The organism is Amycolatopsis sp. cmx-4-54 (assembly GCF_046548895.1).
Taxonomy (GTDB): domain Bacteria; phylum Actinomycetota; class Actinomycetes; order Mycobacteriales; family Pseudonocardiaceae; genus Amycolatopsis.
On record NZ_JAEBEJ010000012.1, the window covers coordinates 25,618 to 38,919 of the forward strand.

Genomic DNA, 13,302 nt, shown 5'->3' on the forward strand with positions numbered 1-13,302 from the left:
AATAGGTGACCAAATGGTCACTCGTCAAGACGGTATTCGGTCCTCCGCCCGCACATCCCATAACCGTCCTCTTTGGACGGACTCAGGACGCGGACGCCCGCTCGTTCGAGATGACTCGCGTCCCCGTTCGCGAGTGCCTTCAGCTGCTCACCGGTCAGCTCGGCGGCGGCCAGCGCGCCCGTCCGCCAGCGCGACGTCCACGCGCCGACCTTCGGCGCGACCAGTGCGACGGCCGCGCGATGGAAGTCCCTCAGCGGGCCGGGATCTCCCGCGACGAGCGCGTCCCGGATCGGCAGATAGCCCTCGATCGCGAGATCGCGACGGCGGCGGGCCGCGTCGTCGTCCTCGGGCATCGCGGCGGCCTCCGCGTACGCGTCCGGGTCGGCGAGTAGCGGCGACGGGAAGGTGAAGACGGCGTCACCCGCTTCGGGCAGCCCGCTGTTCTGCATGAGCACGGTGATCCGCAGCCCGTCGCGCTGCACCATCCGGTGGACCGTGCCGGGCGCGAACCACGCGACGACCCCGGCTTCGAGTTCGGTCTCCCGGTAGCCGCCGACGTCGAGCGTCTGCACCGCGCCGCGTCCGCCCGTGACGACGTAGGCCTCGGTGCAGGCGAGATGGAGATGCGGACTGCCGCCGCACACGCCGTCCGCGGCCTCCCATTCGTAGGCACACAGATGGGAGAGGCCGATACCGCCGGGCAGAGGGAACACAATGAACTCCTGGAAAGAAAGCGCTTTCTCGCCCACCCTGTCGCATTCAGAGGACTGAATGCGAGAGAAGGGCTCAGGTGCGGCGGGTGCGGGTTTCGGCGCGCAGGAGCCGGACGTCCAAGAACGCGACGACGGCGGAGACGACGGCCGCCGCCAGGCCGAGGTAGCGGCCGAGTCCGGTCCCGATCTCGATACCGGCGGCGGAGAAGATCCCGCGCTGGTCGGCGTCGAACTGCCAGTCGAGGGTGGTCCAGCCGAGCACCATCAGCAACAGCGCGCCGATGGCCACCATCAGCCACAGATGCGGCAAGCCCGCGCGGCGGACGGCGTCGACGCGGCCGAACAGCACGACGGCGAGGCCGGGCAGGAACAGGAGGAAGAGCGGCGCCCAGGCGAGGAACCCCGCGTGCCACGCGTCGCGCGTGACGTCGTCGGCGGGCAATGTCGTCAGCACGTCCTCGATCTCCGGGCGCGAGGCGGTCAGCGTCGTCCACGGAAGGAACAAGGCCACCAGCGCGAGCAGCCCGGCCGCGAGGCCGAGCCACTCACGCCAGGTGACCCTGTTCAAAGCGAGATCAGGCACCGACTCGCTCGACGATCAGTTCGCGCACGCGTTTGGCGTCGGCCTGGCCCTTGGTGGCCTTCATGACCGCGCCGACGATCGCCCCGGCCGCGGCCACCTTGCCGCCGCGGATCTTCTCGGCGACGTCGGGCTGCGCGGCCAGCGCCTCGTCGACCGCCGCGATGAGCGCGGAGTCGTCGGAGACGACCTTCAGGCCACGCTTCTCGACGACCTCGGCGGGCGAACCTTCGCCGGCGAGGACGCCTTGCACGACCTCCTTGGCCAGCTTGTTGGTCAGCTCACCGGCGTTGACCAGCGCGATGACCTCGGCCAGCTGCGCCGGGGTGATCGCCAGCTCGGCCAGTTCGATCTCGCGGGAGTTGGCCTCCTGCGCCAGCGTGTTGACCCACCAGCTGCGGGCCTCGTCCGGCGTCGCGCCCGCCTCGACGGTGGCGGCGACCAGGTCGACCGCGCCGACGTTAAGCAGGTCACGCAGTGCCTCGTCGGTCAGGTTCCACTCCTGCTGGATGCGCTTGCGGCGCTCCGACGGCATCTCCGGCAGCGTCTTGCGCAGCTCCTCGACCCATTCGCGCGACGGCGCGATCGGGACCAGGTCGGGCTCCGGGAAGTACCGGTAGTCCTCGGCGGTCTCCTTGGTGCGGCCGGGCGACGTGGTGCCGTCGGCCTCCTGGAAGTGCCGCGTCTCCTGCTTGATCGAGCCGCCCTCGGCGAGGATCGCCGCCTGGCGGGTCATCTCGTAGCGCACGGCGCGCTCGACACTGCGCAGCGAGTTGACGTTCTTGGTCTCGGTGCGCGTGCCGAACTCGGTCGCGTCCTTGGCCATCAGCGAAACGTTCGCGTCGCAGCGCAGGGAACCCTGGTCCATGCGGACGTCGGAGACGTCCAGCGCGCTCAGCAGATCCCGCAGGGCGCTCACGTACGCGCGGGCGACCTCGGGGGCGCGGCCGCCGGTGTGCTCGATCGTCTTGGTGACGATCTCGATCAGCGGGACGCCGGCGCGGTTGTAGTCGAGCAGCGAGTGCTCGGCGCCGTGAATCCGCCCGGTGGCACCGCCGACGTGCAGCGACTTGCCGGTGTCCTCCTCCATGTGCGCGCGCTCGATCTCGACGCGGACGACCTCGCCGTCGTCCAGCGTCACGTCGAGGTAGCCGTTGAAGGCGATCGGCTCGTCGTACTGCGAGGTCTGGAAGTTCTTCGGCATGTCCGGGTAGAAGTAGTTCTTCCGGGCGAACCGGCACCATTCCGCGATCTCGCAGTTGAGCGCGAGACCGATGCGGATCGCGCCTTCGATCGCCTTGCCGTTGACGACCGGCAGCGCACCGGGCATCCCGAGACAGGTCGGGCACACCTTGGTGTTGGGCTCGCCGCCGAACTCGTTGGCACAGCCGCAGAACATCTTGGTGTTCGTGTTCAGCTCGACGTGCACCTCGAGGCCCAGCACCGGGTCGAACCGCTCGATGACGTCGGCGTAGTCCATCAACTCAACCACGGCGGTCACTTCTTTCCTCCCAGCTCCGGAACCTGGTGCACCAGCGAACCGCCGTTGGCGGCGTCCCGCGCGACCTCGTAGGCGGCACCGACGCGGTACAGCCGGTCGTCGGCCATCGCGGGGGCCATGATCTGGAGGCCGACCGGCAGGCCGTCCTCATGCGACAGTCCACTCGGGACACTCATCGCGGCGTTGCCGGCGAGGTTCGACGGAATGGTGCAGAGGTCCGCCAGGTACATCGCCATCGGGTCGTCGACGCGTTCGCCGATCTTGAACGCGGTGGTCGGCGTGGTCGGCGAGACCAGCACGTCCACCTTTTCGTAGGCGGCTTCGAAGTCCCGCGTGATGAGCGTGCGGACCTTCTGCGCCGAACCGTAGTAGGCGTCGTAGTAGCCCGAGGACAGCGCGTACGTGCCGAGCATGATGCGGCGCTTGACCTCGGGGCCGAAGCCCTTCTCGCGGGTCAGCGACATGACCTCTTCGGCGCTGTGCGCGCCGTCGTCGGACACGCGCAGGCCGTAGCGCATGGCGTCGAACCGGGCGAGGTTCGACGAGCACTCGCTCGGCGCGATCAGGTAGTACGCGGGCAGCGCGTAGGTGAAGTTCGGGCACGAGACCTCGACGACCTCGGCACCGAGCGCGCGCAGCTGCTCGACGGCGGCCTCGAACGACCGCAACACGCCCGGCTGGTAGCCGTCGCCGGCGAATTCCTTCACCACACCGACGCGGACGCCCTTGAGGTCACCGGTCAGGCCCTGGCGGGCCGCGGCGACCACCGGCGGGACCGGCGCGTCGATCGAGGTCGAGTCCATCGGGTCGTATCCGGCGATGACCTCGTGCAGCAGCGCGGCGTCGAGCACCGTCCGCGCGCAGGGACCGGCCTGGTCGAGCGACGACGAGAAGGCGACGAGACCGTAGCGGGAGACACCGCCGTACGTCGGCTTCACGCCGACGGTGCCGGTGACCGCGCCGGGCTGGCGGATCGAGCCGCCGGTGTCGGTGCCGATCGCGATCGCGGCCTCGAACGCCGCGATGGACGCCGAGGAACCACCGCCGGAACCGCCGGGGATACGGGCGTGGTCCCACGGGTTGTGCGTCGGGCCGAACGCGGAGTTCTCCGTGGAGGAGCCCATCGCGAACTCGTCCATGTTGGTCTTGCCGAGCACCACGACACCGGCCTCGCGCAGCTTGCGCGTCACGGTGGCGTCGTACGGCGGGATCCAGTTCTCCAGGGTCTTCGAACCGACCGTGGTCGGGATGCCCTTGGTGGTCAGCACGTCCTTGAGCGCCAGCGGCACACCGGCGAGCGGCGACTTCGGCGCCTTGCCCTCGGCGACGTCGGCGTCCACCGCGCGGGCCGCGTCGAGCGCGCCCTCGGTGTCGACGTGCAGGAACGCGTGGATGTGGTCGTCGACCTCGGCGATCCGGTCCAGGTGGGCCTGGGTGACCTCGACGGCCGACACCTCACGGGTCTGGATCTTCTCCGCCAGCTCGGCGGCGGTCAGCTTGATGAGTGCCGTGGCATGCGGGACACCCGCACCCGGTCGGCGATCATCCGCCGCTTCGCGATTGTCGCGCATGTTCGCCTCCGTCACTGTTCTTCTCCCAGAATCCGCGGCACCCGGAAACGACCCTCTTCGCTGGCCGGCGCACCGGCCAGCGCCTGCTGCTGGGTCAGCCCCGGTCGGACCGTGTCCTCACGGAAGACGTTGGTCAGCGGCACGGCGTGCGACGTGGGCGGGACATCCTCGCCTGCGACCTCGCTCACCTTGGCCACCGAGTCCAGGATCTGGTCGAGCTGGCCTGCGAAGACGTCCAGCTCCTCTTCGGTGACGGCAAGCCTGGCCAGCTTGGCGAGGTGTGCGACCTCGTCGCGGGAAATGTTGGGCACGCGGGTGACTCCCGGGGTGTGCTGTGCGGGTTCTGTCGGAAGCTGCAAGTCTATGGTGGCGGCGTCGGCGGACTCGACTGGGTTATGCCGCGGCCTGCGCTCCCATGTCGGGTAAGGAGTGCCTGGTTCGTTATCCCGCGCCCCGGACGTCGGGTCCCATTACCTCGTCCGGTCTGTCACAATCGGCGCCCGGCGTAGCGCGTTCCACGGCGAGGCTGGGACGCCTGAGGCGAGAGGGGCGCGTGTGTCGTTCCTGATCCGGGTCCAATTACCGGACACCCCGGGGACCCTCGGCGCGGTCGCCACCGCGCTCGGCACCGTCGGCGCCGACATCCTGAGCGTGGACGTGGTCGAACGCGGCGGCGGTGTCGCCGTCGACGACCTCGTCGTCGAAATCCCCTCCGGCAGGCTGCCGGACGCGCTCATCACCGCCGCCGAAAGCGTCGACGGGGTCGAGGTCGACGCCGTCCGCCCGTATGCCGGGGTGCTGGACACCCATCGCGAGCTCGAACTCGTCGAGGAGATCGCCGCGAAGCCCGCTTCGGGGCTGGAGATCCTCGCCGAAGGTGTGCCGCGGATCATCCGGGCGGGCTGGGCCGTCGTCGTCGAGCACGCCGAGGGCGGCGCGATCCGGCTCGCGTCGTCCAACGCCGCGCCCGAGACGCCGATCACCGACCTGCCGTGGCTGCCGCTGGAACGCGCGACCATCCTCGACGCCGAGGAGGCCTGGGTGCCGGAGACGTGGAAGGAACTGGGGACCGAACTCGCGGCGACGCCGCTGGGGAAGCCCGGGAAGGCGCTGCTGGTCGCCCGTCCTGGCGGGCCGAACTTCCGGGCCGCCGAGGTGGCGCGGCTGGCGCACTTCGCGGGGATCGTCGCCGTCGTGCTCGACAGCTGAGGACCAGCGCTGGCCCACCGAGGGTTCAGCTCACGAGTCGAAGATCGCCTCGGCTCGAAGTTCGGGTACGACTTCGGCGATACGCACGTAGTCGACGTCCTTGTGGATCAGCACGGCCTTGTGCCGTACCGCCACCGCCGCGATGAGGCAGTCCATCGCGGAACGGACCCTGTGCCCGTCCGCACGGACGGCACGGGAGATCTCCGCCGCGCTCCTGAAGTCGATCGCGGGATCGACGCCCAGGTTCACGAAACCGGCGAGGGTCCGCTCAAGACGCGGAAGCGCCTCGGCGCTCACTCCCGCGAGCAGTTCCATGACGATCGGCTCGGAGGTCACGATCATCTTCGGCTGCGCGGCCAGCTCGACGACCAGATCCCTCGCACGCGTGGCGCGCTTGCGCAGGAAATCGATCCACACCGAGCTGTCGATCAGGCAACGTTGGTCAGGAGGCATCGCGCCACTTGCGGTCCGCGGAGTCTTCGCGCATCCCGTCCAGATCCGCTTCCCAGCCGATCCCTTCCAGCCCCAGGATGTCGGCGGTGGTGATCACCGGCGCCGCTTTCCGCAACGCGAAATCCACCGCGTCCTTCTTGGTCTTGAACCCATAGCGATGCATCACGGCGGCGACCAGCTCGTCGTCTATGTCGATATTGGTCCGGCTCATACACCAATGATACACCAACAAGGTGTATCGGCTCAGAGCTCCAGGCCGTAGGCGATCAGGAGCACCCCGGCATGCGGCTCCCAGTCCCGCTCGGGCAGCCGGACGAAGCCGAGCCGCTCGTAGAGCCGGTGCGCCCGCTCCATCGTGACCAGGCTGCACAGCACCACCCTCGCGACGCCGAGTTCCCGCGCCCGCGCGATGACCGCCCTGGTCAGCGCCTCGCCGATGCCGCGTCCGGCCGCCGAGGGCAGCACGCCGAGCATCCGGAACTCCAGCTCGCCCTCGCGGGACAGCTCGGCGAACTCGGTGCCCGGCATGGCGATGGTGACCGTGCCGACGAGGGTGCCGTCGCCGTCCACGGCGACCAGGAGTTCGGCCAGCTCCGCCCGGCGGGCAGCGTCAAGGAGTTCCGCGGCGTAGCCCACGCCGTCGACGAGGCTCCGCTCCGCTGAGTACGCGGCCAGCGTGAGTTCCCCGACCGCCGTCAGCTCCTCGGAGCGGGCGGGCCGGATCTCCAGGTCACTCACCGGCGGGCTCCTCGGTCGGCAGCGCGAGCTCCGCCGCGGCCTCGGGGCCGCTTTCCAGCAGCACGCGGAAGCCGTTCTCGTCGAGCACCGGCACCTTCAGCTGGACGGCCTTGTCGTACTTCGTGCCCGGAGCGTCGCCGACGACGACGAACGCCGTCTTCTTCGACACCGAACCGGCCGCCTTCCCGCCGCGGGCCATGATGAACTCCTTGGCCTCGTCGCGGGAGTAGTCGTTCAGCGAACCGGTGACGACGATCGACAGGCCTTCGAGGTTGCGCGGGATGGACTCGTCGCGCTCTTCCTCCATCCGCACGCCCGCCGCACGCCATTTCTCGACGATCTCGCGGTGCCAGTCGACCTCGAACCACTCCTTCGCCGCGCGGGCGATGGTCGGGCCGACACCGTCGACACCGGCGAGCTCTTCCTCCGAGGCGTTCTCGATCCGTTCCAGCGAACCGAATTCCCGCGCGAGCGCCTGCGCCGCCGTCGGGCCGACGTGCCGGATCGACAGGCCGACGATGACCTTCCACAGTGGACGGTCCTTCACCGTTTCCAGGTTGTCCAGCAGCTTGCGCCCGTTGGCCGACAGCTCCCCCGCCTTGGTGCGGAACAGCTCCACCTGGAGCAGCTTTTCCTCGTCCAGCTCGAAGATGTCGCCCTCGTCGTGCACGACACCGGCGTCCAGCAGCGCGACCGCGGCCTCGTAACCGAGCACCTCGATGTCGAACGCGCCCCGGCCGCCCAGATGGAACAGCCGCTCCCGCAACTGCGCCGGGCAGGACCGCGAATTCGGGCAACGGATGTCGATGTCGCCCTCCTTCTGGTACGCCAGTTCGGTGTCGCAGTTGGGGCAGCGCAACGGCATGACGAACTCGCGCTCCTCACCGGTGCGCGCGTCGGTGACCGGGCCGAGCACCTCGGGGATGACGTCGCCCGCCTTGCGGATGACGACCTTGTCCCCGATCAGCACGCCCTTGCGTTTGACCTCTTCCTGGTTGTGCAGCGTCGCCATCGCCACCGTGGACCCGGCCACCTTCACCGGCTCCATCACCGCGAACGGGGTGACCCGCCCGGTGCGGCCGACGTTGACCTGGATGTCCAGCAGGGTGGTGATCGCCTCTTCCGGCGGGTACTTGTACGCGATCGCCCAGCGCGGAGCGCGCGACGTCGTGCCGAGACGACGCTGCAGCGCGACCTCGTCGACCTTGATGACGACGCCGTCGATCTCGTGCTCGGCGTCGTGGCGGTGCTCGCCCCAGTATTCGATGTGGTCCAGCAGTTCCTTGCCCGAACCGAGCACCTTGCTGTGCGGCGAGACCGGCAGGCCCCATGCGGCGAGCGCGTCGTACGCCTCGGACTGGCGTTTCGGTTCGAAGCCCTCACGTTTGCCGAGACCGTGGCAGATCAGCCGCAGGTTGCGGGACTTCGTGATCTTGGGATCCTTCTGCCGCAACGACCCGGCGGCGGTGTTGCGCGGGTTCGCGTACGGATCCTTGCCCGCCTCGACCATCTTCGCGTTCAACGCCAGGAAGTCTTCGACGCGGAAGAACACCTCACCGCGGACCTCGACCAGCGCGGGCACGGGGAACTCGTCCGTCCCCGTCAGCCGATCGGGCACCTGCTCCAGCGTGCGGACGTTGAGCGTGACGTCCTCGCCGGTGCGGCCGTCGCCCCTGGTCAGCGCCCGGGTCAGGCGGCCGTTCTCGTACAGCAGGTTGACCGCGAGCCCGTCGATCTTCAGCTCGGCGAGGTACTTCGTCGCGCCGATCTCCTTCTGGACCCGCTCGACCCATGTCTCGAACTCGCCCGTGTCGAAGACGTTGTCCAGGCTGAGCATGCGCTCGAGGTGGTCGTGCGCGACGAACTCGGTGGAGAAGGTGCCGCCGACGTTCTGCGTCGGCGACTCCGGCGTCACCAGCCCGGGGTGCTCGTCCTCGATGGCCTGGAGTTCGTTGAGCAGCTCGTCGAACTGGCCGTCGGACACGATCGGTGAATCCAGCACGTAGTACCGGAACTGGTGACCGCGGATCTCCTCCGCCAGTTCGGCATGCCTTTCACGGACGTCGGCGGGGACGTCCGTGACATCCTGCACGGGCTCGGGGTTTTCGGGAAGTTCGCTGCTCACGGGGGTGACTCTAGTCGGGGGTACCGACATTTCCGGGCTCCGGTGAACCGAGTCTGCCGACCACCTCGCGCAGTTCGAGCAGGGTCAGCTGCCCGTCCCGGGCCTCGGTCACCAGCTCGACCTTGCCCAGCCGTTCGGCCGCGACCCGCTCACCCAGCGTGGCGTCCAGCGGCAGGAAGGTCATGGTCGTCCGGGTCTCCGGCGCGAGCTCGTCGATCAGCGGATGGAACACGGTCACGTCCACCCGTCCGGCTGATTCGTCGACCTTCGCGGTCACCCGCACGTCGGCGAGCGCGATCCGCGTCTCGCCGAGGTTGACGGTGACTTCACTCGGATCGGGGACCGGCGGCACGGAGTCGTGGTACTCCCAGATGGCGTCCTCCGGCGGCGCCGCGGCCTTCCACGCGTCGGTGTACGGGCGCAGTTCCGGATCCTCCTGGCCGGTCAGCACCAGCGAGTAGATCGCCCGGTGCCCACGATCGAGGGAAAAGTGCAGCCGGGGGTGCAGCGCCTCGACGATGGTGCAGAGGTCGTGTTCCACCCGATGCGGTTCGCGATCGCCGAGCGCGGCGCTGACCTCGGGCAGGAGCGCGAACCAGGCCTCCCAGAACTTCACCGCCGCGGCGGCCGCGTCTTCGGGGACCGGCTGCTCCGGCCAGGCGGTGCGGGGGTCGGGAACGTCCTCGGTTTTGCGGGAACGGCGGAACAAACGCATGACGGGCACGCTACCGCGCCGCTCACCAGCCTTCAGGCGGTTCGGTGAAAGCCTTGCCGGACTCCCGGCTGAGCGTGAGCGCGCGGCGCATCCAGTCGGGGGTGGCGCCCGCCAGACCGCACGCCGGGGTCGGCACGACCCGCTCGGCGAGGATCTCGCGGCGGAAACCCAGCTGGTCGACGAGTTTGAACACGGGCGTGACCACGTCGCGCAGCTCCACCGGGACACCGGGGTCGGTCGTGGGGACGAGTCCGAGCATCAGCGCCGTCCCGGAGTCCAGCGTCTCGCCGATCTCGTCGAGCTGCGCGGGCGAGGCGCCCCTCAGCAGAGTGAAATCGAAGGCGATCGCCTGAGCCCCCGCCGCGCGCAGCAACGAGATCGGCGGCTTCTCGGCACAGCAGTGCACCGCGACCGGCTGACCGGTGATCCGCTCCGCCCCGGAGATCACCGTCGACAGCAGTTCGCGTGCCTCCGGCGCGGGCACGGCGGGAACGGTGCCGTAGCCGGACGCCGTCGGGAGATCACCGGCGAGGACGTCGGGCAGCGAGGGTTCGTCGAACTGGATCACCACCGGCGCGCCGATCCGCGACTTCAGTTCCGCGACGTGCTCGGCCAGCCCGTCGAGCAGCGACGCGGCGAAATCGCGCAGGGCGCCCTTGTCGGTGAGGATCCGGTGCCCACGCGGGAGCTCGACGTTCGCGGCGAGCGTCCACGGCCCGGCGACCTGGATCTTGAAGGCGGGCGGCGCGGCGCCCGCCTTTTCCCGCGCCTCCTGGACGGCGTCGAGGTCCCAGTTCATCAGGTCGACGGCCCGGCGGTGGTCGTGCCCGGGACGGGCGGCGACCCGGTAACCGCTCGGCACCACCTCGACCGCGAGGTCGACCAGCAGCGCCGCCGTCCGGCCGATCATGTCGGCCCCGACACCGCGGGCGGGAAGTTCGGGCATACAGGGGAATTCGGGCAGTTCGCCGAACACGATCGAAGCGGCCTCGACCGGATCGGTACCGGGCAGGGAACCGATCGCGGTGGCCGCGCCGAGGGGCCAAGGTCGTTCGTTCACACCCGGATTCTCCCCTTGGTCCGACCTGGCGGGGCGGCGGGGCGGGGGAGGACACGGACATTCGGCGCAATTGCCGCCGACGAGCCCGATCCGGCGCCCGGCGCATTACGCTGACCTGCCATGACGAGCTCCCCACAGCCCGCCGGCTGGTATCCCGACCGGCAGAACCCCCGGATGTACCGGTGGTGGGACGGGCAGGCCTGGACCGCGAACACGCGGCCGTCGCACGACGCCGAAATGATCGAGCTGGACGTCGAAGGCGCGCACGATCCGGACAAGATCCGGGCGCAGGCGGCGAAGGGCGCCCAAGGTCGTGGCGGTGGTGGCGGTGGTGTCGCCGGCGGCGGGACGCTGTTCTCCGAACCAGTGCTGGTGGTCAACCAGCGCGCGAAACTCATCGAGATGGCCAACGAGTTCGGGGTGTTCGACCAGAACGGCAACCGCCTCGGCGGCGTCGTCCAGGTCGGGCAGAGCACGTTGAAGAAGGCCATCCGGCTGCTCACGAACTACGACCAGTTCCTGACCCATCGCTTCGAGATCCGCGACGCGAACCACAGCACCGTGCTGAAGGTGACGCGGCCGGCGAAGGTGTTCAAATCGCGGTTCCTGGTCACGAAGGCCGACGACACCCCGATCGGCGAGATCGTGCAGGAGAACGTCTTCGGCAAGATCCGGCTGGGTTTCGTGGTCGACGGGCGGAAGGTCGGCGGGATCTTCGCGGAGAACTGGCGGGCGTGGAACTTCGCGATCAAGGACCACGCGGACGTCGAGATCGCGCGGATCACGAAGACCTGGGGCGGTTTCGTGAAGGCCGCGTTCACCACCGCCGACAACTACGTCGTCGAGATCCACCGGCCGCTGCGGGATCCGCTGGCGTCGATGGTGGTGGCCTCGGCGCTGACCATCGACACGGCGCTGAAGCAGGACGACAAGGGCTGAGCGCTGTCTCACGCGTTTCGTCCTCTAAATGCGGTAGTTGCACGCGCAAGGACCGCATTCAGAGGACGAAACGGGGACGGGGGCAGTGACCGGGGTCTCACCCTCCCGAAGTGGACACTCGCCTTCCGGCGGCTCAAGGTGGAGGGACTGGGCGGCACGCTGGAGTGCGTCCGGGACGGAGGTCACCATGGAGCCGTTGCCCGAAGACGGCGAGCGGGACTGGGCCGAGCCAGGCGTCTACACGGTCGCGCCCGGGGTCCACCGGATCCCGCTCCCCCTGCCGCACGACGCGTTGCGCGCGGTCAACATCTACGTCGTCACCGACGGGACCCGCCTGGTCCTCGTGGACTCGGGCTGGGCGCTCGAGTCGGCGCGCGAACGGCTTTCGCGCGGGCTAAAGGCGCTCGGCGCCGACCTCGGCGACATCGACGAATTCCTGATCACCCACGTGCATCGCGATCACTACACCCTCGCCGTGGAACTGCGCCGCGAATTCGGTGGCAGGCTCGGGCTCGGGAAGCGGGAGGAGCCGTCGCTGGTCCGCTCCGGCGACCCGGACCGCTTCCCGATGGAGGCGCAGGTCGGCCTGCTCGAACGGTGCGGCGCGGGGCCGGTCGTCGAGGAACTCGCCAAGGCCTTCGGCGGTGTCCGGCACACCGAGGCGCATCTGTGGGAACAGCCGGACGAATGGCTCGTCCCCGGCAGACGCCCGATCGTGCCCGGCCGCGAGTTCGACATCGTGCACACGCCCGGCCACACGGACGGGCATGTCGTCTTCGTCGACGACGAGGCCGGGCTGGTGTTCTCCGGCGACCACGTGCTGCCGCACATCACGCCGTCCATCGGCTTCCAGCCGGTGCCGACGGAGCTGCCGCTGAGCGACTATCTCGACTCCCTGCGCCTGGTCCGCGAGATGCCGGACCGGCGCATGCTCCCCGCGCACGGTCCGGTCACCGGCAGCGTCCACGCCCGCGTCGACGAACTGCTGGAGCACCACCGGGACCGGCTCGAAGTCATGGGCGCCGAGATCACCGCGGACGTCACGACCGCGTACGAGGTCGCGCTGCGGCTGGGCTGGACGCGGAGGCGGCGCAAGCTGCCCGACATGGACCCGTTCAACCAGATGCTCGCCGTGCTCGAGACCGGCTCGCATCTGGATCTGCTGGTGGCCCAAGGGAAACTCACCGCCGCCGAGACCGACGGGGTGCGAAACTACGCCTCATGATCATCCGTCAAGCGCACCGGGAAGACGTCGCGGCGATCGTCGGGATGCTCGCCGACGACCAGATCGGCAGCACCCGTGATTCCGCCGACGACCTCACGCCGTACCTCGATGCCTTCGAGCAGATCGAGGCCGATCCGGCGCAGTTGCTGATCGTCGCCGACGACGGCGGGGAGGCCGTCGGCACGCTCCAGCTGTCGATCATTCCCGGCCTGGCGAGGAAAGGCGCGCTGCGCGGGCAAATCGAGGCCGTCCGGGTTCGGGCGAGCCATCGCGGCTCGGGCCTCGGCGGCGAACTGATGAGGTGGGCCATCGACGAGTCGCGGCGGCGGGGCTGCGCCCTCGTCCAGCTGACGTCGGACGTGAAACGCGAGGACGCGCACCGGTTCTACGAGCGCCTCGGTTTCGAGGCCACGCACACCGGCTTCAAGCTGAAGTTCTAGCCCCTTGCCGCATTTCGTCCTCTGAATGCGGTA

The 13,302-nt window shown here is 69.4% G+C and carries 15 protein-coding genes; 4 read left to right on the forward strand and 11 right to left on the reverse strand.

All coding sequences use genetic code 11. The features are described from left to right. Positions 1–17: 17 nt before the first annotated feature. The 5 genes from ACLJQ7_RS32930 to gatC form a co-directional block, all read right to left on the reverse strand. Positions 18–713, reverse strand: a complete 696-nt coding sequence (locus ACLJQ7_RS32930) for a cupin (RefSeq protein WP_410652053.1) — start codon at positions 711–713, stop codon at positions 18–20. A 73-nt stretch (positions 714–786) separates the two neighbouring features. Beyond that, positions 787–1,296, reverse strand: a complete 510-nt coding sequence (locus ACLJQ7_RS32935; protein WP_410652054.1) for a hypothetical protein — start codon at positions 1,294–1,296, stop codon at positions 787–789. Next, complete coding sequence (gene gatB, locus ACLJQ7_RS32940; RefSeq protein ID WP_410652055.1) at positions 1,289–2,794, reverse strand: Asp-tRNA(Asn)/Glu-tRNA(Gln) amidotransferase subunit GatB; 1,506 nt, start codon at positions 2,792–2,794, stop codon at positions 1,289–1,291. Before gatB ends, ACLJQ7_RS32935 begins: the two co-directional genes overlap by 8 nt. Then, the gene (gene gatA / locus ACLJQ7_RS32945) at positions 2,791–4,365 is read right to left on the reverse strand and encodes an Asp-tRNA(Asn)/Glu-tRNA(Gln) amidotransferase subunit GatA (protein WP_410652056.1); all 1,575 of its coding nucleotides are present in this window, start codon (positions 4,363–4,365) and stop codon (positions 2,791–2,793) included. The genes gatB and gatA overlap by 4 nt, the downstream gene beginning before the upstream one ends. 11 nt (positions 4,366–4,376) lie before the next feature. Next, positions 4,377–4,676, reverse strand: coding sequence for an Asp-tRNA(Asn)/Glu-tRNA(Gln) amidotransferase subunit GatC (gene gatC, locus ACLJQ7_RS32950; protein ID WP_005162012.1), 300 nt, complete (start codon positions 4,674–4,676; stop codon positions 4,377–4,379). Positions 4,677–4,920: 244 nt separating this feature from the next. Between gatC and ACLJQ7_RS32955 the strand changes: the two genes are divergently transcribed. After that, positions 4,921–5,574 (forward strand): ACT domain-containing protein, encoded by a 654-nt coding sequence (locus tag ACLJQ7_RS32955; RefSeq protein WP_076162701.1) that lies wholly within the window; start codon positions 4,921–4,923, stop codon positions 5,572–5,574. 30 nt (positions 5,575–5,604) lie between these two features. On the opposite strand, the gene ACLJQ7_RS32960 is transcribed toward ACLJQ7_RS32955, so the two are convergent. The 6 genes from ACLJQ7_RS32960 to ACLJQ7_RS32985 are packed head-to-tail and all read right to left on the reverse strand — an operon-like array spanning position 5,605 to position 10,665. Further along, positions 5,605–6,027 carry a PIN domain nuclease gene (locus ACLJQ7_RS32960; protein WP_410652057.1) on the reverse strand — a complete coding sequence of 141 codons (423 nt, stop codon included), beginning with the start codon at positions 6,025–6,027 and terminating at the stop codon, positions 5,605–5,607. Beyond that, positions 6,017–6,238: a type II toxin-antitoxin system VapB family antitoxin gene (locus ACLJQ7_RS32965; protein ID WP_410652058.1), complete on the reverse strand. Its 222-nt coding sequence runs from the start codon at positions 6,236–6,238 to the stop codon at positions 6,017–6,019. Before ACLJQ7_RS32965 ends, ACLJQ7_RS32960 begins: the two co-directional genes overlap by 11 nt. A gap of 32 nt (positions 6,239–6,270) precedes the next feature. Beyond that, entirely contained in the window at positions 6,271–6,765 is a 495-nt protein-coding gene (locus tag ACLJQ7_RS32970) for a GNAT family N-acetyltransferase (protein ID WP_410652059.1), read from the reverse strand. Further along, positions 6,758–8,890: an NAD-dependent DNA ligase LigA gene (gene ligA / locus ACLJQ7_RS32975; RefSeq protein WP_410652060.1), complete on the reverse strand. Its 2,133-nt coding sequence runs from the start codon at positions 8,888–8,890 to the stop codon at positions 6,758–6,760. The genes ACLJQ7_RS32970 and ligA overlap by 8 nt, the downstream gene beginning before the upstream one ends. 10 nt (positions 8,891–8,900) lie before the next feature. Beyond that, the gene (locus tag ACLJQ7_RS32980; protein WP_410652061.1) at positions 8,901–9,605 is read right to left on the reverse strand and encodes a hypothetical protein; all 705 of its coding nucleotides are present in this window, start codon (positions 9,603–9,605) and stop codon (positions 8,901–8,903) included. Between the two features lie 22 nt (positions 9,606–9,627). Continuing rightward, entirely contained in the window at positions 9,628–10,665 is a 1,038-nt protein-coding gene (locus ACLJQ7_RS32985) for a methionine synthase (protein WP_410652062.1), read from the reverse strand. A gap of 120 nt (positions 10,666–10,785) precedes the next feature. Here ACLJQ7_RS32985 and ACLJQ7_RS32990 point away from each other — a divergent pair, with 120 nt between their 5' ends. The 3 genes from ACLJQ7_RS32990 (at position 10,786) to ACLJQ7_RS33000 (ending at position 13,269) form a co-directional block, all read left to right on the forward strand. Continuing rightward, positions 10,786–11,604 carry a phospholipid scramblase-related protein gene (locus tag ACLJQ7_RS32990; RefSeq protein WP_410652063.1) on the forward strand — a complete coding sequence of 273 codons (819 nt, stop codon included), beginning with the start codon at positions 10,786–10,788 and terminating at the stop codon, positions 11,602–11,604. Positions 11,605–11,791: 187 nt separating this feature from the next. After that, entirely contained in the window at positions 11,792–12,829 is a 1,038-nt protein-coding gene (locus ACLJQ7_RS32995; protein ID WP_410652064.1) for an MBL fold metallo-hydrolase, read from the forward strand. Beyond that, positions 12,826–13,269 (forward strand): GNAT family N-acetyltransferase, encoded by a 444-nt coding sequence (locus ACLJQ7_RS33000; RefSeq protein WP_410652065.1) that lies wholly within the window; start codon positions 12,826–12,828, stop codon positions 13,267–13,269. The genes ACLJQ7_RS32995 and ACLJQ7_RS33000 overlap by 4 nt, the downstream gene beginning before the upstream one ends. Positions 13,270–13,302 lie beyond the last annotated feature (33 nt).